The sequence below is a fragment of the Achromobacter spanius genome, assembly GCF_002966795.1.
GTDB classification, from domain to species: Bacteria; Pseudomonadota; Gammaproteobacteria; order Burkholderiales; family Burkholderiaceae_B; genus Achromobacter; species Achromobacter spanius_D.
The window spans coordinates 2,242,979-2,266,773 of the sequence record NZ_CP023270.1; the positions used below are offsets into that span (position 1 = coordinate 2,242,979).

22 protein-coding genes are annotated in these 23,795 nt (G+C 67.4%); 15 read left to right on the plus strand and 7 right to left on the minus strand.

The annotated features are described in order from the left end of the window. Positions 1-43 precede the first annotated feature (43 nt). The 5 genes from CLM73_RS10005 to CLM73_RS10025 all read left to right on the plus strand — a co-directional run bounded on the left by CLM73_RS10005 (position 44) and on the right by CLM73_RS10025 (position 4,819). Positions 44-481 carry an Rrf2 family transcriptional regulator gene (locus tag CLM73_RS10005; RefSeq protein ID WP_105238293.1) on the plus strand — a complete coding sequence of 146 codons (438 nt, stop codon included), beginning with the start codon at positions 44-46 and terminating at the stop codon, positions 479-481. Between the two features lie 112 nt (positions 482-593). Then, entirely contained in the window at positions 594-1,841 is a 1,248-nt protein-coding gene (locus CLM73_RS10010; protein WP_105238294.1) for a D-amino acid dehydrogenase, read from the plus strand. A gap of 157 nt (positions 1,842-1,998) precedes the next feature. Continuing rightward, complete coding sequence (locus tag CLM73_RS10015) at positions 1,999-2,907, plus strand: DMT family transporter (RefSeq protein WP_105238295.1); 909 nt, start codon at positions 1,999-2,001, stop codon at positions 2,905-2,907. Positions 2,908-2,978: 71 nt separating this feature from the next. Then, positions 2,979-3,956 (plus strand): proline dehydrogenase family protein, encoded by a 978-nt coding sequence (locus tag CLM73_RS10020; protein WP_105238296.1) that lies wholly within the window; start codon positions 2,979-2,981, stop codon positions 3,954-3,956. Positions 3,957-3,976: 20 nt separating this feature from the next. Continuing rightward, positions 3,977-4,819, plus strand: a complete 843-nt coding sequence (locus CLM73_RS10025; RefSeq protein WP_105238297.1) for a helix-turn-helix transcriptional regulator — start codon at positions 3,977-3,979, stop codon at positions 4,817-4,819. On the opposite strand, the gene CLM73_RS10030 is transcribed toward CLM73_RS10025, so the two are convergent. Next, complete coding sequence (locus CLM73_RS10030; protein ID WP_105238298.1) at positions 4,759-5,433, minus strand: flavodoxin family protein; 675 nt, start codon at positions 5,431-5,433, stop codon at positions 4,759-4,761. The two genes, CLM73_RS10025 and CLM73_RS10030, sit on opposite strands and share 61 nt — an antisense overlap. Before the next feature lie 118 nt (positions 5,434-5,551). Here CLM73_RS10030 and CLM73_RS10035 point away from each other — a divergent pair, with 118 nt between their 5' ends. The 3 genes from CLM73_RS10035 (at position 5,552) to CLM73_RS10045 (ending at position 8,605) form a co-directional block, all read left to right on the plus strand. Further along, on the plus strand, positions 5,552-6,436 hold the full coding sequence (locus CLM73_RS10035) for a LysR substrate-binding domain-containing protein (RefSeq protein ID WP_105238299.1): 885 nt from the start codon (positions 5,552-5,554) through the stop codon (positions 6,434-6,436). 156 nt (positions 6,437-6,592) lie between these two features. After that, positions 6,593-7,498, plus strand: a complete 906-nt coding sequence (locus CLM73_RS10040; RefSeq protein WP_234015844.1) for a LysR family transcriptional regulator — start codon at positions 6,593-6,595, stop codon at positions 7,496-7,498. Between the two features lie 156 nt (positions 7,499-7,654). After that, positions 7,655-8,605 (plus strand): pyridoxamine 5'-phosphate oxidase family protein, encoded by a 951-nt coding sequence (locus CLM73_RS10045; protein WP_105238301.1) that lies wholly within the window; start codon positions 7,655-7,657, stop codon positions 8,603-8,605. Here CLM73_RS10045 and CLM73_RS10050 read toward each other — a convergent pair. After that, positions 8,602-9,060, minus strand: coding sequence for a winged helix-turn-helix transcriptional regulator (locus CLM73_RS10050; RefSeq protein WP_105238302.1), 459 nt, complete (start codon positions 9,058-9,060; stop codon positions 8,602-8,604). The two genes, CLM73_RS10045 and CLM73_RS10050, sit on opposite strands and share 4 nt — an antisense overlap. Positions 9,061-9,233: 173 nt before the next feature. Here CLM73_RS10050 and CLM73_RS10055 point away from each other — a divergent pair, with 173 nt between their 5' ends. After that, positions 9,234-10,391 (plus strand): MFS transporter, encoded by a 1,158-nt coding sequence (locus CLM73_RS10055; protein WP_105238303.1) that lies wholly within the window; start codon positions 9,234-9,236, stop codon positions 10,389-10,391. 33 nt (positions 10,392-10,424) lie between these two features. On the opposite strand, the gene CLM73_RS10060 is transcribed toward CLM73_RS10055, so the two are convergent. After that, a complete protein-coding gene (locus tag CLM73_RS10060; RefSeq protein ID WP_105238304.1) occupies positions 10,425-12,194 on the minus strand; it encodes an acyl-CoA dehydrogenase in 1,770 nt (589 codons plus the stop codon). A gap of 34 nt (positions 12,195-12,228) precedes the next feature. Continuing rightward, on the minus strand, positions 12,229-13,884 hold the full coding sequence (locus CLM73_RS10065; protein WP_105238305.1) for an acyl-CoA synthetase: 1,656 nt from the start codon (positions 13,882-13,884) through the stop codon (positions 12,229-12,231). Positions 13,885-14,044: 160 nt separating this feature from the next. Here CLM73_RS10065 and CLM73_RS10070 point away from each other — a divergent pair, with 160 nt between their 5' ends. Next, a complete protein-coding gene (locus tag CLM73_RS10070) occupies positions 14,045-14,755 on the plus strand; it encodes a Crp/Fnr family transcriptional regulator (protein ID WP_105238306.1) in 711 nt (236 codons plus the stop codon). Between the two features lie 33 nt (positions 14,756-14,788). Here CLM73_RS10070 and CLM73_RS10075 read toward each other — a convergent pair whose 3' ends face one another. Further along, entirely contained in the window at positions 14,789-15,496 is a 708-nt protein-coding gene (locus CLM73_RS10075) for an aspartate/glutamate racemase family protein (RefSeq protein ID WP_105238307.1), read from the minus strand. 257 nt (positions 15,497-15,753) lie between these two features. Between CLM73_RS10075 and CLM73_RS10080 the strand changes: the two genes are divergently transcribed. Both CLM73_RS10080 and CLM73_RS10085 read left to right on the plus strand, forming a co-directional pair. Beyond that, on the plus strand, positions 15,754-18,039 hold the full coding sequence (locus CLM73_RS10080; RefSeq protein ID WP_105238308.1) for a nitric-oxide reductase large subunit: 2,286 nt from the start codon (positions 15,754-15,756) through the stop codon (positions 18,037-18,039). A 111-nt stretch (positions 18,040-18,150) separates the two neighbouring features. After that, complete coding sequence (locus tag CLM73_RS10085) at positions 18,151-18,990, plus strand: SUMF1/EgtB/PvdO family nonheme iron enzyme (RefSeq protein ID WP_105238309.1); 840 nt, start codon at positions 18,151-18,153, stop codon at positions 18,988-18,990. Between the two features lie 22 nt (positions 18,991-19,012). Here the strand turns inward: CLM73_RS10085 and CLM73_RS10090 are convergent, their stop codons facing one another. Further along, complete coding sequence (locus tag CLM73_RS10090; RefSeq protein WP_234015845.1) at positions 19,013-19,837, minus strand: Crp/Fnr family transcriptional regulator; 825 nt, start codon at positions 19,835-19,837, stop codon at positions 19,013-19,015. Between the two features lie 192 nt (positions 19,838-20,029). On the opposite strand from CLM73_RS10090, the gene nirK reads away from it, so the two are divergent. Further along, positions 20,030-21,112, plus strand: coding sequence for a copper-containing nitrite reductase (gene nirK / locus CLM73_RS10095; protein WP_105238310.1), 1,083 nt, complete (start codon positions 20,030-20,032; stop codon positions 21,110-21,112). 81 nt (positions 21,113-21,193) lie between these two features. After that, positions 21,194-21,520, plus strand: a complete 327-nt coding sequence (locus CLM73_RS10100; protein ID WP_105238311.1) for a c-type cytochrome — start codon at positions 21,194-21,196, stop codon at positions 21,518-21,520. Between the two features lie 62 nt (positions 21,521-21,582). On the opposite strand, the gene CLM73_RS10105 is transcribed toward CLM73_RS10100, so the two are convergent. Next, complete coding sequence (locus CLM73_RS10105; protein WP_105238312.1) at positions 21,583-22,206, minus strand: LysE family translocator; 624 nt, start codon at positions 22,204-22,206, stop codon at positions 21,583-21,585. Positions 22,207-22,428: 222 nt separating this feature from the next. Between CLM73_RS10105 and gorA the strand changes: the two genes are divergently transcribed. Next, complete coding sequence (gene gorA / locus CLM73_RS10110; RefSeq protein ID WP_105238313.1) at positions 22,429-23,787, plus strand: glutathione-disulfide reductase; 1,359 nt, start codon at positions 22,429-22,431, stop codon at positions 23,785-23,787. Positions 23,788-23,795 lie beyond the last annotated feature (8 nt).

Below are 23,795 nucleotides of genomic sequence, written 5' to 3' on the forward strand. Positions count from 1 at the left end.
GCCTGATGTTTCCGGGCCGCCCGGTCCCCGCTTCCCACCCACCATGCAACTGAACCGATTCACCGACTTCGGCCTGCGCGTCCTGATGTACCTGACGCAATGCCGCGACCGGTCCGTGGCCGTCACGATCCCCGAGATCGCGGACCGCTTTGGCCTGTCTCGCAATCATCTGGTGAAGGTGGTGCACTTCATGTCGCAGCGCGGCTGGGTCAGCACCACGCGCGGCAAGGGCGGGGGACTCAGCCTCGCCCGTCCCGCCACGGAGTACCGGGTCGGCGATCTGGTGCGGGAACTCGAACAGCAGGGCCCCCTTATCGATTGCCGCGAACCGCCCTGTGCCCTGGACGGCGTGTGCCGGCTGTCCGGCGTGCTGGCCCAGACGCTGCAGGCGTTCTACGACACGCTCAACACCTACACCCTGGCCGATCTGGTCCGCGAACCGACCGCCGCCGCCATCATCAAGCTGCACCGGGTGGCCTGACGCCGGGGCAGGGGCATGAAGTTTGGTTATGGCCCCTGCGGCGTTTGGCATTTGCCGGCGCGGGGGCGGCTGTTACAGAATGGGCCCGTTCGCGGTCTTCTTGGATAACGGTATGCGCGTTTGCGTGATTGGCGCCGGCGTCGTCGGTGTGACGTCGGCCTACTTCCTGGCGCGCCAGGGTCATGACGTGGTGCTGGTCGACAGCCAGGCCCGCCCGGCGGAAGTCTCCAGCTATGCCAACGGTGGCCAGCTCAGCTACAGCTATGTGGCGCCGCTGGCCGGCCCCGGTGTGCTGCCCAGTGTGCCCGGCTGGCTGCTGCGTCACGACTCGCCGCTGCGTTTCCGGCCCCGGCTGGACCCGCATCAATGGCGCTGGTGCCTGCAGTTTGCGCTGGCGTGCCGTGCGTCGGTGGCCAAGGCCTCAACGGCACAGATGCTGACGCTGTCCTACCTCAGCCGCGATGTCATGCATTCGCTCCTGGAACAGGAAGACCTGGCGTTCGGCCATCTGAAGAACGGCAAGCTCATTGCCTACCGCAGCCCCGACTTGCTGGAAAAGGCGCGTGCGCTGGTGGCTTACCAGGCCGCGCACGGCGCGGACCAGCAGGTGCTGGACGCCGCGCAGACCGTCGCGCGCGAACCCGCGCTGGCCGGCATGGGCACGAGCCTGGCGGGCGCCATCTACACCCCCAGCGAAGAAGCCGGCGACTGCCGCCAGTTCACCGAGGCGCTGTTCGATCGCCTGCAAACGCTGGGCAACGTGCAGTGCGCCATGTCCAACCCGGTTTCCGGACTGCAGCGCGAAGGCCGCCGCATCGTCGCGGTCAACACGCGCGACGGCGACATTGGCGCCGACGCCGTGGTGGTGGCCACGGGCATCGGCACGCGCGCCTTGCTCGGTCCGCTGGGCCACGACGTGCCGCTGTATCCCCTGAAGGGCTACAGCCTGACCGTGCCGCTGGCGCAAGACGACACCGTGGCGCCGCGCATCAGCGTGACCGACTACGAACGGCGCATCGTTTACGCCCGCGTGGGCGGCGTGCTGCGGATCGCGGCCATGGTGGACATCGGCAGCAACAACGCCGACATCGACCCCGCGCGCATCGGCCTGCTCAAGCAGCAAGTGCTTGAAGCCTTCCCGCAGCTTGACCTGCGGCAGGCCATCCCGTGGGCGGGTCTGCGTCCGGCGACGCCCACCGGCAAGCCGCTGATCGGCCGCAGCCCCGCGGCCGACAATCTTTGGCTGAACGTCGGTCAGGGGGCGCTGGGCTTCACCTTGGCCTGCGGCAGCGCGGCGCTGCTGACCGCGCAGATGGGTGAGATGGAACTGCCGCTGGATCCGGCGCCGTTCAAGCCCTGACGCCGGCGCCCCGGCGGGTGATGTCCATTTCGCGATAGCCGATGCCATTTCATCGGCAGACGGGCTGATGCCGGCTCAATAGGATAGCGATCAACCTTCGCACGCCGCCGCATTCGGCGGCCGCGAAGGCGCCGATCCATCCTTCGAGTCCATCGCCATGTCCTTTCTCTTTCCGTTGTTCGCCATCCTGTTCTGGGCGGGCAACGTCATCGTCTCCAAGATGGCCGCCAGCGCCATCTCGCCCACCGCCATCACCTTCTACCGCCTGCTGCTGGCGCTGTTCCTGATGGGGCTGTTCACGGCCCGTCCGGCGTGGCGCAACCGGCGCGTCATCCTGCGGCACTGGCCGAAGCTGGCGCTGTATGGCGCGCTGTCCGCAGCCGTGTTTCAGGCACTGTCCTATCGGGCCGCAGAGACCACCACCGCCACCAATATGGCCATCCTGACGGCGCTGATCCCGCTGCTCAGCATGCTGCTCAGCGTGGTGATCCTGCGCGATCCGCTGACGCTGGGCATGGCCGCGGGCGGCGCGCTGTCTTTCCTGGGTCTCTTGTATCTGGTGGGGCAGGGCGACATGCTCAGCGTGTTCCAGCATGGCGTGCACGTGGGCGACGGCCTGATGCTGCTGGCCGCCTTGTCGTACGCGCTGTATGGCGTGCTGCTGCGCCACTGGAAGGTGCCGGTGCCCGCCTGGCAGTCCACCTTCGTGCAGTCCATCTTTGCGCTGATCTACATGTTCCCGCTGTACCTGCGTGTGCCGGCGGCGCAAGCCGCGCTGGATGCCAACACGGTGCCGCTCATCCTGTACGCCGGTATTTTCTCGTCGGTGCTGCTGTCGTACCTGTGGATCGAAGGCGTGCAGCGCCTGGGGCCCAACCGCTGCAGCATCTTCATCAATCTGCTGCCGCTCTTTACCGCGCTGGCCGCTTTTGTGATGCTGCGCGAACGCCTGCATAGCTATCACCTGCTGGGCGGCGCGGTCACGCTGGCGGGGGTGCTGCTGGCGCAGACCGTGCAGCGGCCGCTGTTCCGCGCCGGGCGCGTGCTGGCGGCGGGCAAGGCCTAGCCGGGTATTCACGGGCGTTCAAGACAGGCGCCCGCCATCGCCGCATAGTGGCCGCTTTGCGCGGTGAGGCGATGAGCATTTTCCAGAAAACCACGATTGCGCTGGCTCGCAGCCCAGCGGTCGGCCAGGCAATGCGGGCGATGGCCGCCCGGACCTCGCTGGCGGGCCGGTTCGTCGGCGGCGCCGATGTGGACGAGGCCGTGCGGACCGCCGAGAGGCTGCGCGAGGCGCATGGCATTCGCGCCTCGCTCTTCTATTTAGGCGAGTACGTGGCGGACCGCGCCGCCATCGACCACAACGTCAATCAGGCCATTGACGCGTGCCGGGCGCTGGCAGGGGCCGGCCTGGACGTGCATGTCTCCGTCGATCCCACGGCCATCGGCTACATGCGCGACGACGCGCTGGGCGAGGAAAACGCCCGGCGCATCGGCACGGCAATGCAGCGCTTTGGCGGCCAACGCGGCCAACGCGGCCAAGGCCGCGACTGGCTGGTGCTGGACATGGAAGACTCGGGCATCCGCGACCGGACCTGCGCGCTGCATCGCACGCTGCTCGAAGCGGGCATCCCCGCCGGCCTCACGCTGCAGGCGCGGCGGCGCCGCACCCCGGAGGACCTGGCCTGGGCGATCCGGCAGCGCACCTCGCTGCGGCTGGTGAAGGGCGCGTTTCCCGAGCGTGCGCTGGACCACGCCGGGCGCGCGCGCATCGACCAGGCCTATCTGGACGCGGCCGCCATCATGCTCTCGCGCGAGGCGCGGGAATCCGGCTTTTACCCGGTCTTTGGCACGCACGACGATCGGCTGGCCGGCGCCATCATCGACCTGGCGCGCGAGCGCGGCTGGCCGGCCGGCAGCTTTGAATTCGAAATGCTTTACGGCGTGCGCCCGGACTGGCAGATCGCGCTGCGCCGGTTGGGCTATAACGTCAGGGTCTATCTCCCGTTTGGCGCGGACTGGTGGCCTTACGCCATCCGCCGCGTGGGGGAGAATCCTCGCAACGCGTGGCTCCTGGCCCGTTCGCTCAAATCGGACGGGCATTACTTCGGATAGCCGCGAACGGCTGGCGCATCATGGCGGTTTCTCAACATATCTGGCATTGCGGCGCGGGACTGCCCGGCGACGTGCTGATCGCGGATCTTCGCGCCTATCGCTACGCGCCGCATTTTCACGACGCCTGGTCCATCGGCGCCATCGAGCTCGGCCGCTGCGACTTCACGGTGCAGGGCGTGACCCATGCCGCCAGCGCGGGCGAGCTGGTGGTCATCGCGCCCGGGCAGGTGCACACCGGCGGCACGGCGGCCGGGGCGCTTGCTTACCGGATGGCTTACATCGATCCGGCGTGGTTCCAGGACCACGCACGGGCGCTGCATGAACATGGCGCGCGCCTGGCGGGACCGGTGATCGCGGATGCCGCGCTCTGCGCGCAGTGGCTGGACGCGCTGACGCCCGGCGAGATGACGCCCGCCGGGCGCAGTGCAAGGATTTCCGCGGCCTTGTTCGGCACATTGGCCGCGCATGGTCAGGCGCTGGAAGACGGCGGCACGTCTGCTTCGGCCATTCTCAAGGACCCCGCCTGCATCACCGATGTGTGTGCCTTGCTGCGCGAGCGCATGGCGGCGGATCCGTCCTGCGCGCCCGACCTGGAAGCCCTGGCCCAAGCCCAGGACCGTCACAGGACCACGCTGGTCAAGCAGTTCGCCCGGCGCTACGGGTTGCCGCCGCAGGCGTGGCTGCGCAACTGGCGAGTGGCGCGCGCCCGGGTGCTGCTGCGCGCCGGCTTGCCGTTGGCGGATGCGGCGCAGGCGGTGGGCTTCGCCGACCAGGCGCACCTGACACGGGTGTTCAAGCAGATCTACGGCAGCCCGCCGGGTGTGCTGCTCAAGGCCGGGGCGGGCGGCTCCCAGACATTGTGAGGGCGGGGCGTCTCAAGCCGGTAGTCCGAGTATTTGCGTGTGAAAAATTCCGCGCCCAGCGCATGCGCCGCGGCAAGCGGCCGCCGGGGATCGCGCGCAATCTCGCCGCGCCGGTTGCCGGCGCCGTGCACAAAGCCCACGAAGCTGGAATGCGTATAGCGCGCATATTCCTGAACCTGATGCACGATGCCGAGCGCCGCGCCCGGATAGGTTTCTTCCGAAGCCACCGCCAGCCCCAGCCGCTTGCCCGCCATGCCGGCCTTGACGCGTTCCGGCTCGGGCCCGGATCCCGCGTAGTGGCTGAACGACCGGTCAAAGAACGCCTTGGTCTGCGCCGACATGCCGTACCAGTAGATGGGCGTGCAGAACAGCACGCCGTCGGCCGGCAGAAAATGTTCAAGAAAAAGTTCGGCGTAACGGTCGGCGGGCGGCTTGTTGTGGCGCAGATCCGGCAGCAGGCCCTGGATGTAGTCGTCCAGGAAAAACACCGATGCCACGATACCGGCCGTTGCTGCGCCCTGACGGGCGGATTCGGCCAGTGCCGCGCTGTTGCCGTCGCGGCGGGGACTGCCAACCAGGATCAGCAGGCGTTCGGGGCGATGAGTTGAATTCATGCCAGGCTCCTCTCAAGAAAAATCGATGCGAAGCCCGATATTGGTGCCTTGGCGGTGCAGGCGACAACTGACCATTCCTTCACTAAGATGAACGCAATTCATCCCAGGAATTCCGGCCATGTTTGCCTCGCTTCCCGTTACTGCCCTGCGCACGTTCGAGGCCGCGGCCCGGCTGCGCAGTTTCAAGCTGGCTGCGGCCGAGCTGTCGGTCACGCCCACGGCGGTGTCTCACCAGGTCAAGGCACTTGAGCGGCATGTGGGCTGCGCGCTGTTCGATCGCGTGCCGCGCGGCGTGCGGCTGACCGACAAGGGCGCGCGCCTGTTTGCCGGCGTGCATGGCGCCTTGCTGGATGTGGCGCAGACGCTGGATGCCTTGCGTCCCGCGCCCGAGTCCGGCGCGCTGACCGTGTCCACGACCCATTCCTTTGCGGCCTTGTGGCTAGTGCCGCGGCTGGGGCGCTTTCACGCGGCGTGCCCGCAGTATCAATTGCGCCTGGACACGTCGCCCGATCCCGTGGACCTGTTGCAGGACGCCAGCGTGGACGTCGCCATCCGCTACAGCCGCCAGCGCTATCCCGCCTTGCACGCCGCCTGCGCGCTGCCCGAGTGGTTCGGGGTGTATGGCGCGCCGTCGCAGGTCGCGCGTGCCGGACGCCGTGCGCCGGCGCTGGTGACGGTGCGCTGGCGTGATTCGGACCTGTATGAACAAGGCTGGCAGGCGTGGTGCGAAGCTGCGGCATTGCCCGCATGGCGGCGGCCGGCGGCGCAGCACGCCTACACCGAGGAACACTATGCGATGCAGGCGGCGATTGCGGGGCAGGGCCTGGTGCTGGCCAGCTCGGTGATGGTGTCCGACAGCGTGGCCGCAGGCACGCTGGTTCCTTACCTGCCGGAAGTCCGCGTGGCAGGCTCGGTCTACACGGCGCTGTGCGCGCCGGGGCGCGAACGCCACCCGCCGGTCAAGGCTTTCCTGTCGTGGCTGCGCAAGGAATTCCGCGCGTAGGTCTGGCGCGGGTGGACGGCGCAGCGGTTTGCCGCAGATGCGGCGAGACAGCCCGAACGCCAGCGGGTACATTGACGTCGCCGCATCATCGCTGCCGCCACGGCCTGTCTCATGTCGGGCGGTGCGGCGTTTTCGGACTATGGAGTGCGCCCCGCTGTGAACCAATTCCAAGAAATGACGGTATTCCTGGCCGTGGCCGACGCGGGCAGTTTTTCCGGCGCGGCCCGGCGCCTGGAAATGTCCGCGCCCACCGTCACGCGCAGCGTGGCCGCGCTGGAACGCCGCCTGGGCGCCTTGCTGCTGGTGCGCACTACGCGCAGCCTGCGGCTGACCGAAGCCGGCCAGCGCTATGCCAGCGACTGCCGCCGCATTCTGGAAGAGGTCGAGCAGGCCGATGACGCCGCCGCCGGCGCGATGGCGGTGGCGCGCGGGGCGCTCGCGATCACCGCACCGGCGCTGTTTGGCGAGCTGCACGTCATGCCGGCGGTGCTGGGCTACTTGCGGGCGCATCGCCAGGTGTCGGTGCGTGCGCTGCTGGTGGATCGTGTCGTGAACCTGGTCGACGAGGACATCGACGTCGCGGTGCGAATCGGCGCGCTGCCGGATTCCTCGCTGACGGCGGTGCCGGTGGGGCATGTGCGCCGTGTGGTGTGCGCCGCGCCCGAGTTCCTGCGCGATCATGGCGCGCCGGCGGACCCCGAGTCGCTGCATCGCTTCTGCACCATCACTGCCGCCATGGAAGGCCGCGCGCCGCACTGGCGTTTTTCGCAGGCGGGCCAGACCCTGCGCCTGCACATGCAATCGCAGTTGACCGTGACGTCGTTCCAGGCAGCGGTGGCCGCCGCCTGCGAAGGCTGGGGTCTGACGCAGGTGATGTCCTATCAGGTGGCGCCGCACCTGGCCAGCGGGGCCTTGCAGGTAGTGCTGCGCGACTTCGAGATGCCGCCGGTGCCTGTCCACCTGGTGTATCCGGAAGGGCGCAAAAGCTCGGCCAAGGTGCGCAGCTTCGTGGATTTCTGCGTGGATGCGCTGCGCGTCGACCTGGCGGCGCTGCCGGCCTGACGGGTTTATCTGGGTTTATTTCATATCCTGCAAGAGTGTCTTGCCGGCGCCGGCCGTTCCGGATTTGCGCCGCCGGCCTCACCATGGAGTCTCGAACCCGCCAGCGAGCATCCCGATGCAAGCCAACCCGGCGCTGGTGCCTGCAAGGACACCGTCATGAACCTTCCCGAATACACCGGACCGTCGCCCTGGCATGCAGGCGAAGTGCAACTGCAGGCGCACGCCGGCGTTGCCGCGCGCATGGACATGATCGGCCGCAAGGTCATCCGCGACTTCATGCCAAACCCGCACCGCGAATTCTTCGCGCAGTTGCCATTCGTGGTGGCCGGCGCGGTGGACGCGCAGGGCGATCCCTGGGCCGGCATTCTGGAAGGGCAGCCAGGCTTTGCCGCGTCGCCAGACCCGCACACGCTGCGCATCGCCGCCATGCCGGACGAAGACGACCCGCTGCGCGCCGGACTGGGATTGGGCCGGCCGGTGGGATTGTTGGGCATAGAGCTGCATACGCGCCGCCGCAACCGCATGAACGGCCGCATCGCGGCCTGGGATGGCAAGCGCTTCGACGTGGCGGTGACCCAGTCCTTCGGCAATTGTCCGCAGTACATCCAGTCGCGCGATTTCTTTTTCTCGCGCTCGCCGGCGATGCGCTTTGCCGCCGCGTTGCCGGAACGCGGCGGACTGGACGACACGGCGCGCGCACTGATCCTGGCGTCGGACACCTTCTTTGTCGCCAGCTATGCGGGCAACGCCGTCGATGTGTCGCATCGCGGCGGCAAGCCGGGCTTCGTGCGGGTGGACGGCGATGTGCTGACCATTCCGGATTTCTCGGGCAATCGCTTCTTCAACACCCTGGGCAACCTGGCCGCCAACCCCGTCGCGGGTCTGCTGTTTATCGACTTTGAACGTGGCGACCTGCTGCAACTGACGGGGCGCGCCGAGGTGATTCTGGACAGCCCCGACATCGCCGGCTTCGCGGGCGCCGAGCGCCTGTGGCGCGTGCACGTGCGCCGCGTGGTCAGGCGGCCGGGCGCGCTGGCCCTGCGCTGGCGCTTCGATGCGTGGTCGCCCACGGCGCTGGCGACCGGGCGGTGGCCGGCGGCGGCCTAGCCTGAAGCGTCTGCCACCTTGCGCACGACCGTGTCGCCCGGGTTCAGCGGCCGTCCGTCCTGCGCGCGGATCTCCATCCGTTGTACCGGCTGCCCGCGCTGGCGGTCGATCAGCGTGGAATGTGCCTCGTCCGGGCCGTAGTAGTGGTCCTCGCCCCATTGGCGCAGTCCGACGATCACCGGAAACAGCGCCTCGCCTTTTTCCGTGAGCACATATTCCTGGTAGGCGCTGCCGTCGGACGCGGGCGCCACGGCAAGAATGCCGTGCGCGACCAGCGTGCGCAGCCGGTCGCTCAGGATGTTCTTTGCCATGCCCAGGCTTTTCTGAAATTCGCCAAACCGGCGCAGGCCGTCGAAGGCGTCCCGCACGATAAGCAACGACCACCAGTCGCCGATGGCGTCGAGCGAGCGCGCCACGGGGCAGGCGGCGCCTTCAAGGCTGGTGCGTTTGACCATGCGGACTCCTTGCGGATATTCAGGGTGAAGTTGGTTGCATTATAAAACCTTGTGAACTAGCATTCTGGTTTCGTAATAAAACTAGATAGATCATGAACCCGACCGCCCGATCCGTTGCGTCCGAATACGACCGGTCCCGAGACGACGCAGCCAAAGAAGACGCACCCCCTCCGATGCCACCCGCGCTGGTGCTCCTGCTCGCGGCGGCGTGCGCGCTCAGTGTCGCCAACGTGTACTACGCGCAGCCGCTGCTGGACGCCATCGGCCGTGAATTCCACCTGAACGAGGCGGCGGTGGGCATCGTCGTCACCGCCACCCAACTGGGCTGCGCGCTGGCGCTGTTCTTCGTGGTGCCGCTGGGCGACCTGCTCGATCGGCGGCGGCTGATGCTGGGGCAATTGGCGCTGCTGGTGCTGGCGTTGGCCGCGGTGGCGGCTGCGGCGAATGCGCCGTGGCTGCTGGCGGGCATGGTCGCATTGGGATTGCTGGGCACCGCGATGACGCAGGGCCTGCTTGCGCTATCCGCGGCGCTGGCCGCCCCGGCCGAACGCGGGCGCGTGCTGGGGGCGGCGCAGGGCGGGGTGGTGATTGGCCTTTTGCTGGCCCGCACGCTGGCCGGCGCGCTGGCGGATTTATGGGGCTGGCGCGCGGTGTATGTGGCGTCGGCCATCCTGTCGGCGGTGCTGGCGCTGGTGCTGGCCCGCTGGCTGCCGCGCCGGCGCCTGCCCGCGGCCGGGCTGCGCTATGGCGCGCTGTTGCGATCCGTCTTCACCTTGCTCGCGACCGAGCGGGTATTGCAAGTGCGCGGCATGATCGCGCTCTTGATGTTCGCCGCGTTCAGCGCATTCTGGACCGCGCTGGTGCTGCCGCTCAGCGCGCCGCCGCATTCGCTGTCGCACACGGCGGTGGGGGCGTTTGGACTGGTGGGGGTGGTGGGTGTGCTGATGGCGGCGCGGGCCGGCCGTCTGGCCGACGCCGGACACGGCCAGCGCACCACCGCGATCGGCTTGGCGCTGCTGTGCGTGGCCTGGGCGCCGATAGCCTTGCTGGACCACAGCCTGTGGCTGCTGGCGCTGGGCGTGCTGGCGCTGGACCTGGCGCTGCAGGCGCTGCACGTGACCAATCAGGCGATGATCTTCAGCATCGGCGCGCAGGCGCATAGCCGTTTGGTGGCGGGATACATGATGTTCTACGCGGTCGGCAGCGGCCTGGGCTCGATTGCCGCCACGGCCGTGTACGCCCGCGCGGGATGGCTGGGCGTGTGCGCGCTGGGCGCGGGCATCAGCGTGGCGGCGTTGCTGTTCTGGGCGGCGACGGCGGTCAAACGCTAAGCCCGGCCCGCAGGAGCAGGCCGAGCCTTCGCGTCAGGGCTGAACTTCGTACTCCGCCGTGCCCAGCACGACCGCCGCCATGCCCGGCGCCTGCGTCAGCTTGTGCAGCGCAAAGGCTTGCGCAGTGGCGATCTTGGCGTTGTGAAAGGCCGGGTCTTCAGCCTGCAGGTCCAGGCTGGCGAGCAGGGCGCGGGCCATCTGCCAACCGGCGAATGTCGTGCCCGCCAGCAGCAGGTAGGGCACCGCGGCGCCAAAGACCGCGTTGGGGTTGGCAGCCGCATTGGCAAGAATGAACTCGATGGCGCTGGACAGCGCTTCGCGGGCCTCGCGCAGCGGCTTGAGCACGCGGCCAGCCGCCGGCTCGCTGCGGGCAGCGAGGTCGGCTTCGGTTTGGCGCACCGCGTCCAGCATGGCGCGCGCCACGGCGCCGCCGTCGCGCAGCGTCTTGCGGCCGACAAGGTCGTTGGCCTGGATGGCGGTGGTGCCTTCGTAGATGGTCAGGATGCGGGCGTCGCGGTAGAACTGCGCGGCGCCGGTCTCTTCGATGAAGCCCATGCCGCCATGGACCTGCACGCCCAGGCTCGCGACGTCGATCGACATCTCGGTGCACCAGCCCTTGACGATCGGCACCAGATATTCCTGGATGGCCAGGTGACGCTTGCGCGTGTCGGCGTCCGGGCTGGCGTGGGCCAGATCGGCGTGGCCGGCAGTCACGTAGGCCAGCGCGCGGCCTGCTTCGGTCAGGGCGCGCATGGTGCCCAGCATGCGGCGCACGTCCGGGTGCTGGATGATGGGCACGGCGTCGCTCGACGAGCCATCCACCGGGCGGCTCTGCACGCGCTCGGCGGCGTAGCCCAGCGCGTGCTGGTAGGCGCGGTCGGCAATGGCGATGCCCTGCACGCCCACCGCGTAACGGGCGGCGTTCATCATGATGAACATGGCGTCCAGGCCACGGTTTTCCTGGCCGACCAGGTAACCCAGCGCGCCGCCGGCGTCGCCGAATTGCAGCGTGCACGTGGGGCTGGCCTTGATGCCCAGCTTGTGCTCGATGGACACGCAGGCCACATCGTTGCGCGCGCCCAGCGAGCCGTCTTCATTGACCACGAACTTGGGCACCAGGAAAAGCGAAATGCCCTTCACGCCGTCGGGCGCATCGGGCAGGCGGGCCAGCACCAGATGCAGGATGTTCTCGGCAAGGTCGTGCTCGCCATAGGTGATGAAGATCTTGGTGCCGGACAGGCGATACGTGCCGTCGCCCATCGGCTGGGCGCGCGTGCGCACCATGGAAAGGTCCGAGCCGGCCTGCGGCTCGGTCAGGTTCATGGTGCCGGTCCATTGGCCGGAGATCATGGGGCCGATGAAGCGCTCGCGCAGCTGGGGGGAGCCGGCCGTCATCAGGGCCTCGATGGCGCCGTTGGTCAGCAGCGGGCACAGCGCGAACGACAGGTTCGCGGCGTTCAGCATTTCAGAGCAGGGCGAGCCGATCAGGCCGGGCAGCCCCTGGCCGCCGTACTCGACGGGGTGGGACAGACCCTGCCAGCCCGCGTCTGCATATTGGCGGAAGGCCTGCTTGAAGCCGGGGGCGGTGGTGACCGCGCCGTCGTGCCAGGTGCTGGGCGCCTTGTCCGCCGGGTGGTTCAGCGGCGCCAGGACCTCGGCGGCGAAATGGGCGGATTCTTCCAGCACGGCTTGCGCGGTGTCGGGCGTGGCCTCCTCGAACCCGGGCAGGGCCGCCACTTGCGGCAGGCCGGCCAGATGGTTCAACACGAACAGCATGTCTTTCACGGGGGCTTGGTACGTCATGGCGTTGGCGCTCCTGGTTTTATCGGTAAATGGATCAGACAGGCTTGCCGGGGTTGGCCACGTCGATCGCCGACGTGGCGCCGACCGCGGCGCGCAATTCAAATTTCTGGATCTTGCCGGTGGACGTCTTGGGCAGGTCACCGAAGCGTACCGCGCGCGGCACCTTGAAGCCGGACAAAAACATCCTGCAGTGCGCGATGATTTCCTCGGCGGTGGCGGTGCAGCCGGGCTTGAGCTCGACGAAGGCGCAGGGCGTCTCGCCCCATTTGGGGTCGGGCATGGCCACCACGGCCACGGCCGCCACGGCGGGATGCCGGTACAGCGCGTCCTCGACCTCGATGCTGGAGATGTTTTCGCCGCCCGAGATGATGATGTCCTTGCTGCGGTCCTTGATGCGGACATAGCCGTCGGCCGTCATCACGCCCAGGTCGCCGGTGTGGAACCAGCCGCCGGCAAAGGCGTCCTCGGTAGCACGGGCGTTCTTCAAATAGCCCTTCATGCAGATGTTGCCGCGGAACATAACCTCGCCGATGGTTTCCTCATCGCGCGGCACTTCGGCCATGGTTTCAGGGTTGCGCACCGACACGCCGGCCTGCAGGTGATAGCGCACGCCCTGGCGCGCGGTGAGCAGCGCGCGGCGTTCGGGGTCCAGCGCGTCCCACGCGTCCTGATGCGCGCAGACGGCGGCCGGGCCATAAACTTCGGTCAGGCCATACACGTGGGTCAGCTCAAAGCCGATTTCCCGCATCTTGTCGATCACCGCCGGCGCGGGCGCGGCGCCCGCCACCATGGTGCGCACGGTATGCGTGATGCCCGCGCGCAGCTCAGCCGGCGCGTTGGCCAGCGCGCTCTGCACGATGGGCGCGCCGCAGTAGTGGGTGACGCCTTCGTCGCGGATCAGGTCGAACACCGTCTTGGGATCGAACTTGCGCAGGCACACGTTCACGCCCGCCCGCGCCGCGATGGTCCAGGCAAAGCACCAGCCGTTGCAATGAAAGAGCGGCAGCGTCCACAGGTAGACGGGATGCTTGGGCATGTCCCATTCGAGGATGTTGCTGACCGCGTTCAGGTACGCGCCACGGTAGTGATAGACCACGCCCTTCGGGTCGCCCGTGGTGCCGGACGTGTAGTTCAGCGCGATGGCGTCCCATTCGTCGGCGGGCGGCTTCCAGTCGTAGGTGGCGGGCGCGGCGGCCAGAAAGTCTTCGTAATCGGCGGCGCCCGGCAGCGTGGCAGGGGCGCCGTCCAGATCGTGCACCGAGACGATCTTCAGGTGCGGAAATTCCGCGCGGGCGCGCTGCGCGACGTCGGCGTATTCGGTGTCGATGATGAGCGCGCGGGCTTCGCCGTGGCCCAGCATGAACAGCACGCTGGGCGCGTCCAGCCGCGTGTTCAGCGTATTCAGCACGGCGCCCAGCATGGGCACGCCGAAGTGGGCTTCGACCATGGCGGGAATGTTGGGCAGCATCACGGCAACCGTGTCGCCGCGCTGGATGCCGGCCTGCGCCAGGGCGCCGGCCAGGCGCTGGGCGCGCTCATACGTTTGCGCCCAGGTGCGGCGGATCTTGCCGTGGACGACGGCCAGCTTCTGGCCATAGACCTGCGCCGCGCGGCCGATGAAATCCACGGGGGTCAGGGCTTCGTGATTGGCTTCGCGGCGCGCGAGGCCGTGATCGAACATGCCGGTCATGCTTGTCTCCAATGGGGCAGGGTGGCCCCTTATCCAGGTCCGCGGGGTTTGATCCCCGTCGCTTGCCCTAGCTTATGGCCGGCCGGAAAATGGCGTCTGTCGCCTGCATGACAGACCACCGGCCGGCGGCGCAATCCCCAAGTTTTACACGGTTCTTCCCATGTCCGATGTTTCAAACACAGTTTCCTCAGACGAACTGCCGGCGCTGTTTGGCGCCTGCCCGTGGTTCGGTGCGCTGGATTCGCGGCACCAGGACCTGGTGCTGGCGACCTCGCGCGCGGAACACGTCGGCAGCGGGGCGTGGATCGCGCGGCGCAATGCGCCGTCGGACTACTGGCTGGGGGTGAGCCGCGGGCTGCTCAAGCTGGCGATCTATAACGAGTCCGGCCGCAGTTGCACGTTCTCCGGCGTGCCGCCGGGCGGGTGGTTCGGAGAGGGCAGCGTCATCAAGCGCGAGCTGCGCAAATACGATGTGGTCGCAATCCAGCCATCGCTGGTGATGCTGGTGCCCACCGCAACGTTCCACGCGCTGCTGTCGGCAAGCCTGCCGTTTTCGCACTTTGTCATCGGTCAGTTGAACGACCGCATGGGCGAGTTCATCGCGTCCATCCAGAACCACCGTTTGCTCGATGCCGACGCGCGCGTGGCGCAATCGCTGGCGCAGCTCTTCAATCCGCAGCTGTATCCCTCCACCGACCTGACCCTGGCGATTTCGCAGGAAGAGCTGGGCTACCTGACCGGCCTGTCGCGCCAGCGGGTCAATCAGGCGCTGCAGACGCTGGCCGACCAAGGAATCCTGGCGCTGGCCTACAACCAGATCAAGGTGCTGGAGCTGGCCCGGTTGCGGCAGTACGGGCTGGACCAGATCTGACGGGAATCGGGCGCTGTGCCGCCCCGCGCAAGGTCAACGGTGGTCTGCAAGCGCGCGGTCTAGCGCAGCGCGCGCCAGAAGGCGGGTCGAGTCCAGCGTGGGCAGGGCGCAGTTGCCGTCGTTCAGCACCAGCGGCAGTTCCGTGCAGCCCAGCACGACCGCGTCACAGCCGTCGGCTTTCTGGCGTTCGACGATGCCTTGCAATTGCGCCACCGACGCGGGCTTGACCACCCCATAGACCAGCTCGTCCATGATGATGCGGCCCAGCAGCAGGCGGTCGTCCTGCGGCGGCCGCGCGTAGTCCAGGCCGCGAGCGCCTAGGGCTGCGGGGTAGACATCGCTGTCCACCAGCCAGTGCGTGCCCAGGATGCCGACCCGCCGGTAACCGCGCGTCGCGGCCACGGCGGCGACCTCCTGCGCAATGTGCAGCCACGGCCGCGGCGAGTCCGCCACGACGCGGTCCAGCGCCTGGTGGATGGTGTTGTCCGGGCAGATCAGGAAATCCGCGCCGGCGCGGGCCAGCTTGTTCGCCGACGACAGCATCAGGGCAGCCACGCCGTCCAGGTCGCGGGCGTCCAGGCAGGCGACGTAATCCGCCAGCGAATGGGTGTGCAGCGAAATCTCGGGATGCGCATGCGGGCCCATGCGCTGCGCGCCTTCGGCGCACAAGGTGCGGTAGCAGAGCGCGGCGCCCTCGGCGGAGCAAGCGACGATGCCGATGTGCAGCGGCGTGGCGTTCATCCAGTCGATTCCTTCTTCAGGGGCCGGCCAGCAGGACGGCAGGGGAACAGGTCAGTCGCGATCGATTGTAGGGGCGGTGGCTATTGCGGTATTGCAGGGTCAAATTCACCCTGTGGCGGTGATTTCTACCCGTACGGCCAACAGTAAAAAACACCACGCTAAATCCAACATATTGATTCAGTGTGCTTTTTTTCTGGCACGAATTTCGCATGAGGACACGTACCCAACCAACCGCAACACAGGAGGGCGTTCCCATCATGGGTCCGTATCGGAAATTATGGTTCACGTTGATCGCCGTGGTGGCGATCACATTTGCGCTGCTCGGCTTCTACGGCGGCGAGGTCTACCGCCAGGCGCCGCCCATTCCCGGGCAGGTGGTGACGTCCGATGGCCGCGCGCTGTTCGGCCGCGAAGACATCCTGGACGGGCAGACCGCCTGGCAATCCGTGGGCGGCATGCAGCTTGGCTCGATCTGGGGCCACGGCGCGTACCAGGCGCCCGACTGGACGGCCGACTGGCTGCACCGCGAACTGACCGCCTGGCTGGACCTGGCCGCGCGCGACGAGCACGGCCAGGCCTACGCCCAACTGCCCGCGCCGCAGCAGGCCGCGTTGCGCGAATCGCTCAAGGCCGAATACCGCGCCAATCGCAGCGACGCCGCGACCGACACGCTGACCATCACGCCGCGCCGTGCGAAGGCCATCGAGCAGACGGCAGCCTACTACGACCAGCTGTTCTCCGACGCGCCCGCCCTGCACGGCAGCCGCGAGAGCTTCGCCATGAAGGAAAACACGCTGCCCGACGCCAAGCGCCGCACGCAGCTGACGCATTTCTTCTTCTGGACCGCCTGGGCCGCGGCCACCGAACGCGAAGGCATGCCGGTCACCTACACCAACAACTGGCCGCACGAACCGCTGATCGGCAACCAGCCCAGCGCTGAAAACGTCATGTGGTCCATCATCAGCGTCGTCGTGCTGCTGGCGGGCATCGGCTTCCTGGTCTGGGCCTGGGCCTTCATGCGTGGCCAGGAAGAAGAAGAGCCGCAAGCGCCCGCGCGCGATCCGCTCACCGCCTTTGCCCTGACGCCTTCGCAGCGCGCCCTGGGCAAGTACCTGTTCCTGGTCGTGGCGCTGTTCGGCTTCCAGGTGCTGCTGGGCGGTTTCACCGCGCACTACACCGTTGAAGGACAGAAGTTCTATGGCATCGACGTCTCGCAGTGGTTCCCGTATTCGCTGGTGCGCACCTGGCATATTCAAAGCGCCCTGTTCTGGATCGCAACGGGCTTTCTGGCTGCCGGCCTGTTCCTTGCCCCGCTGATCAACGGCGGACGCGATCCCAAGTTCCAGAAGGTCGGCGTCGACATCCTGTTCTGGGCGCTGGTGCTGGTCGTGGTCGGTTCGTTTGCCGGCAACTACCTGGCCATCGCGCAGATCATGCCGCCCGAGCTGAATTTCTGGCTGGGCCACCAAGGCTATGAATACGTCGACCTGGGCCGCCTGTGGCAGATCGGCAAGTTTGCGGGCATCTGCTTCTGGCTGGTGCTGATGCTGCGCGGCATCGTGCCTGCGCTGCGCACGCCGGGCGGCGACAAGAACCTGCTGGCGCTGCTGACGGCTTCCGTCGGCGCCATTGGTCTCTTCTACGGCGCCGGTTTCTTCTACGGCGAACGCACCCACCTGACGATCATGGAGTACTGGCGCTGGTGGATCGTCCACCTGTGGGTCGAAGGCTTCTTCGAAGTGTTCGCCACCACGGCGCTGGCCTTCATCTTCTCCACCCTCGGTCTGGTGTCGCGCCGCATGGCCACGACCGCCAGCCTGGCCTCGGCCTCGCTCTTCATGCTGGGCGGCATTCCCGGCACGTTCCACCACCTGTACTTCGCGGGCACGACCACGCCCGTGATGGCAGTCGGCGCCAGCTTCTCGGCGCTGGAAGTGGTGCCGCTGATCGTGCTGGGCTACGAAGCCTGGGAAAACTGGCGCCTGAAGACCCGCGCTGCCTGGATGGACAACCTTAAGTGGCCGCTGATGTGCTTTGTGGCCGTGGCCTTCTGGAACATGCTGGGCGCGGGCGTCTTCGGCTTCATGATCAACCCGCCGATCTCGCTGTATTACATCCAGGGCCTGAACACCACGCCGGTGCACGCGCATGCCGCGCTGTTCGGGGTGTACGGATTCCTGGCGCTGGGCTTCACGCTGCTCGTGCTGCGCTACATCCGTCCGCAATACGCGTTGAACCCGGGCCTGATGAAGCTGGCGTTCTGGGGCATGAACATCGGTCTGGTGCTGATGATTTTCACCAGCCTGTTGCCAGTAGGCCTGATCCAGTTCCATGCCAGCGTCAGCGAAGGCATGTGGTACGCCCGCAGCGAAGCCTTCATGCAGCAGGACCTGCTCAAGACCCTGCGCTGGGGCCGCACCTTCGGCGACGTGGTGTTCCTGCTGGGTGCGCTGGCCATGGTCATGCAAGTGATCCTGGGCCTGCTCAGCAGCAAGCCCGCGCTGGTCGAACCTCGGCTGACGCCCAAGGCCGCGCGCGGCTGATCCAGGCACCTTCGCGACTTTGCGCCAGCGCAACGTTGCGAAGGCGGCCTCCCGGTCCAATGGAAGCCAAGCCTGCGCCGGTTCGGCGCGGGCGCTTCGGAGAAACTCCGCATGAGCTTCCTGCCGATCGCCGCCGCCATTTCATTGTTGTTGACCGCTTGCGGGCCCGCAGACCGGGCCCGCTTTGCATTGCCGGAACTCACGCGGCTGCCGCCCGGCGAGGTCACCCATCAGCCGCCCGGCGACGCCTTGCGCAACGGGTATCCCGTCACGCCTGCGCCCGTCACCACGCGGCATACACGTGGCGTCGCGATCATGACGCGGCAAGTCAGCCAGGCGGAATACGCGGCGTGCGTCGCCGCCGGCGCCTGCAAACCGCTGGACGCGGAACACCGCAAGGACAATTCTCCGGATCTGCCCGCCACCGGCATCAGCTGGTCGGATGCCTCGGCCTACGCGGCGTGGCTGTCGGGCTCCACGGGCCAGCGCTATCGCTTGCCGCGCTACGCCGAATGGATCTACGCCGCGGGCGAAGCCTATCGCGAAGAAGCGCCGCCCGCGGCATTGCAGGACAACAACCAGGATCCCAACGACCCCGCGCAGCGCTGGCTGGCGGAATACGAACAGGAAAGCCGCCGCAGCGGGCAGGGCGCCGAAACCGCGGTGCGGCCGTTCGGCCAGTACGGCGCCAATGCGGCGGGCCTGAAAGACATGGCGGGCAGCGTGTGGGACTGGACCTCGGACTGCCACTCGCGCCGCGTGCTGGACGCGGGAACGGGGGCGGAGTCGCCGGAAGACGCCGACCTCAGCCGCAACTGCGGCATCCGCGTCGCGGCCGGACGGCACATCGCGTATCTGCCTGATTTCATCCGCGACCCCAAGAGCGGGGCCTGTTCGGTCGGCGTGCCGCCCGCGAACCTGGGAGTGCGCCTGGTGCTGGAAGAGGGGTAGGGCCGCGCGTGCCCCGTCAACGCTAGTGCGCGGCCAGTTCGGCGGCCGCGCGGTCGGCGGCGGAGCGTTTCCGGTCGGCATCGCCAGCGTCCGCATCCGTGGCCGGCGAGCCGCTGCGGCACGACAGGCAGGACGCGCAGTCCATGGCGGGCTGCGCGTTTTCGGACAGGCGGGCCAGGGCCGCTGGCGACCGCAGCACGATGCGCTTGCGGCCGCTGCTGACGATGCCGCGTTGCTTCCAATCACTGAGCAGCCGGCTGACCGTGTGCAGCGTGGTGCCGGTCATTTCGGCGACGTCCTGGCGGGTGATGGGAAAGCCGATGCCGATGCCATCGTGCGTGGGCTGTCCGGATTGCTGCACCAGCCGCAGGATGGCGCGCGCCACGCGTTGCTCGACCTCGTCGGTGGAGAGTTCCTGAATGCGCACGTGCGCGTCCTGCAGCCGCTGCCCCATGGTCTGCAGCGCGATCGCGCCCAACTGCGGATGGCTGGCCATGAATCCTTCCCAGGCTGCCGCCGGCCACGCCAGGCACACGCTTTCCTGTACGGCCAGCACGCTGGCCGGGTAACAGGACTGCCGCATGGCGCACGCCAGGCCAAACATATCGCCCGGGTTGACATATCTCACGACAACTTGGTCGCCTTCCGATGTAATTTGTGTGACCTTGAGGCAGCCGTGCAGCAGCACGAAGAAATGGTCACCTTCCGCACCCTGGCGGTACGCGGCTTCGCCGGCCTCAAGCCGGCAGGGAACGGCGTCCTTCAGCGCGACGTCAAGCTGCAAATCGGACAACGGCCTGAACAGATCCAGGTTTCGGAGCAAGGCATGGCATAAAGGCGATGGCATGGCGGTCCGCTTATGGGCGTGGTGAAATTTTCCACGCGTCGATGGTGACACCTGGGGGGGCAGCCTGACAACGTGCGGGCGACCGCAGGGTTATCCCGAATTTGCGCTACAGCAAAGAACGCGATCGCTCGCGGTTCTTCAATGGAGGTGCCGACAGACTCGGCTTTGAAGAAACCGAAAGAGGAGTTGCACATGAACGCGTTGCGCCCCACCTTGCTTGCCGCTGCCCTGATGTTCACGATGGCAGGCGGTCTGGCTTCCGCCCAGAATGCCGACAAGCTGCCGCGCGCCAAGGTCACGCTGGTTGCCCCGCCCATGGTTCACCCGCATGAGCAGGTGGCCAAGTCGGGCCCCAAGGTCGTTGAATTCACCATGACCATCGAAGAAAAGAAGATGGTCATCGACGGCAAGGGCACCACGCTGCAGGCCATGACTTTCAACGGATCCATGCCCGGCCCCACGATGGTCGTGCACGAGGGCGACTACGTGGAATTGACCCTGGTCAATCCCAAGACCAACGCAATGCCGCACAACGTCGACTTCCACGCGGCGACGGGTGCGCTGGGCGGCGCCAAGCTCACCAACGTGAACCCCGGCGAACAGGCCACGCTGCGCTTCAAGGCCGACCGCGCCGGCACCTTCGTCTATCACTGTGCCCCTGAAGGCATGGTGCCGTGGCACGTGGTGTCCGGCATGAGCGGCACGATCATGGTGCTGCCGCGCGAAGGCCTGAAGGACCCGCAGGGCAAGCCGCTCAAGTACGACCGCGCCTACACGATCGGCGAGTTCGACCTGTACATCCCCAAGGACGCCAACGGCAAGTACAAGGACTACGCGACCCTCGCCGAAAGCTATGGCGATACGGTGGAAGTCATGCGCAAGCTGACCCCGTCGCACATCGTCTTCAACGGCAAGGTCGGCGCGCTTACCGGCGACAACGCGCTCACCGCCAAGGTCGGTGAAACCGTGCTGCTGATCCATTCGCAAGCCAACCGCGACACGCGCCCGCACCTGATCGGTGGCCACGGCGACTGGGTCTGGGAAACCGGCAAGTTCAACAACCCGCCTGAAAAAGACCTGGAAACCTGGTTCATCCGCGGCGGTTCCGCGGGCGCGGCGCTGTACACGTTCAAGCAGCCTGGCGTGTACGCCTACCTGAACCACAACCTGATCGAAGCCTTTGAGCTGGGCGCGGCCGGGCACATCAAGGTCGAGGGCAAATGGAACGACGACCTGATGAAGCAGATCAAGGCGCCGGGTCCCATCCCGCAGTAATGGCCGGACGGCAAGACGCGCATGGCGCGTCTTGCCGCGTTGATCCTACCTGTTCCCACCATCAAGCCTGGAATCTCCGCCATGCCCAAATTTGCTCGACTCTTGTTTGCCCTTGCGCTGACGGGCCTGCCCGTCCAGCATGCCGCGGCCGACACCGTTGCCGCCGTGAACCCCGCCGGCGAAAAGCTCTACAAGTCCGCCTGTGTCGTGTGCCATGCCAGCGGCGTGGCCAATGCCCCCAAGCTGGGCGACAAGGTGGCCTGGACGCCATTCCTGGCGCAGGGCACGGACGCGCTGATGGTCACCGTGCTGAAAGGCAAGGGCGCCATGCCGCCGCGCGGCGGCTCGGCCGCAGACGACGCCACGCTGCGTGCCGCCGTGGAATACATGATGGCTGCTGCAAAGTAACGCGCAACCTGGCGAGGTGCGGACTGACGCGGGTGGGATGCCCAGCCGCACTTTTCGCCGCGCTACGCGCGCCGGGCCAGCAAGGCCCACACGCCGGCGGCCGATAGCAGCGCGCCGCCGCCCAGATTGAAGCCGCGTTGCGCGCGGGGCGACGCCAGCATGCGCCGGGCCGAGCCCGCGAAGACTGCGTAGGCCGTGGCGTTGATGCCGGCGCAAGCGACAAAGGTGGCCGACAGCATCCAGAGCTGTCGCGTCACATCTCCCGCCGGATCAATGAACTGCGGCAAAAAGGCCACGAAGAAGATCATGCCCTTCGGGTTCAATGCGGTCACCAGGTAGGTGTTGGCAAACAGCTTCCAGCGCGAACCCGCCGCCGTTGCGACGGGCAGCGTGGCGGGCGACACGCCGGCGCGCAGCAGCCGGTAACCGAGATACAGCAGGTACAGGCCGCCAACGGTCTTGACCACCGTGAACCAGAACGCGGACGCGGCCAGCAGCGCGCCCAAGCCCAGCAGCGAAAGCACCAAGGCGGTGGAATCGCCCAGCGCCACGGCCAGCACCAGCGGCAGGCGGGCGCGCTTGCCGTGCGTAAGCGAATAGCTGATGACGGTGAGGATGGTGGGGCCGGGCAGCATGACGAGCAGGGCGGAAGCACCCAGGAAGGCCAGCCAGGTTTCGAGCGACATGGAAGGAACTCCGTTTGAAGGGCCGGCGCGCGGGGCCGGCTGCGGCCAATGTATCTCAACCGTGGTGGCGTGAACACCGGGGCCGGCCAGGCGGCCGCATCCGCGTGGCCCCCTCGGCCGCGAAACCGGCATGGCTTGCCCCGCAGCCCACCCCGCAGTGGTGTTAAATACAGCTTTCCCGGACAGTGAACGCCGGCCGCGAGGCCGCGCGAAGGAAACTCCATGGCATTTGACTTTGACCTGTTTGTGATCGGCGCGGGCTCGGGCGGCGTACGCGCGGCCCGCTTTTCCGCCAGTTTCGGCGCGCGCGTGGCGGTGGCGGAAAGCCGCTACCTGGGAGGCACGTGTGTGAATGTGGGCTGCGTGCCCAAGAAGCTGCTGGTTTACGGCGCGCACTACAGCGAAGACTTCGAGCAGGCGCACGGCTTCGGCTGGTCGGCGGATGCGCCCAAATTTGACTGGCCCACGCTGATCGCCAACAAGAACCGCGAAATCGAACGCCTGAACGGCATCTACCGCAACCTGCTGGTCAACAGCGGCGTGACGTTGCTGGAAGGCCACGCGCGCATCGTCGATCCGCACAAGGTTGAAATCAACGGCAAGACCTACAGCGCCGAACACATCCTGGTGGCGACCGGCGGCTGGCCGCAGGTGCCCGACATTCCGGGCAAGGAACTCGCCATCACCTCCAACGAGGCCTTCTTCCTGAAGGACCTGCCGCGCCGCGTGCTGGTCGTGGGCGGCGGTTACATCGCCGTGGAGTTTGCGTCCATCTTCAACGGCATGGGGGCGCAGACGGTTCAGTCGTATCGCGGACCGCTGTTCCTGCGCGGCTTTGACCTGGGCGTGCGCGAGCACCTGCGCGATGAATTGGTCAAAAAGGGCATCGACCTGCGCATGAACACCGAGGTTGCGCGCATCGACAAGCGCGCGGACGGATCGCTGGCCGCCACCTGCAAGGATGGATCCGTCATCGAGACCGATTGCGTGTTCTACGCCACTGGCCGCCGTCCGATGCTGGACAACCTGGGGCTGGAAAACACCGGCGTGAAGCTGCGCGAAGACGGCTTCATCGAGGTCGATGACGAATACCGCACCGCGGAGCCGTCCATCCTGGCCCTTGGCGACGTGATCGGCCGCGTGCCGCTGACGCCCGTGGCGCTGGCCGAAGGCATGGCGGTGGCGCGCCGTCTGTTCCGCCCGAACGAATACCGCAAGGTCGACTACAAGCTGATCCCCACCGCGGTGTTCAGCCTGCCCAACATCGGCACGGTCGGCCTGACCACCGAGGAAGCGCGCGAAGCCGGCTACGAGGTGCAGCTCTTCGAAAGCCGCTTCCGGCCCATGAAGCTCACGCTGACCGAGTCGCAGGAGCGCACGCTGATGAAGGTGATCGTCGACGCGCAGACCGATCGCGTGCTGGGCGTGCACATGGTGGGCCCGGAGGCGGGCGAGATCGTGCAGGGTCTGGCCGTGGCGCTGAAGGCCGGCGCGACCAAGGCGGTGTTCGACGACACCATCGGCATCCATCCCACGGCGGCCGAAGAGTTCGTGACGATGCGCACGCCTGTCGCGGAATAAAACCGCCG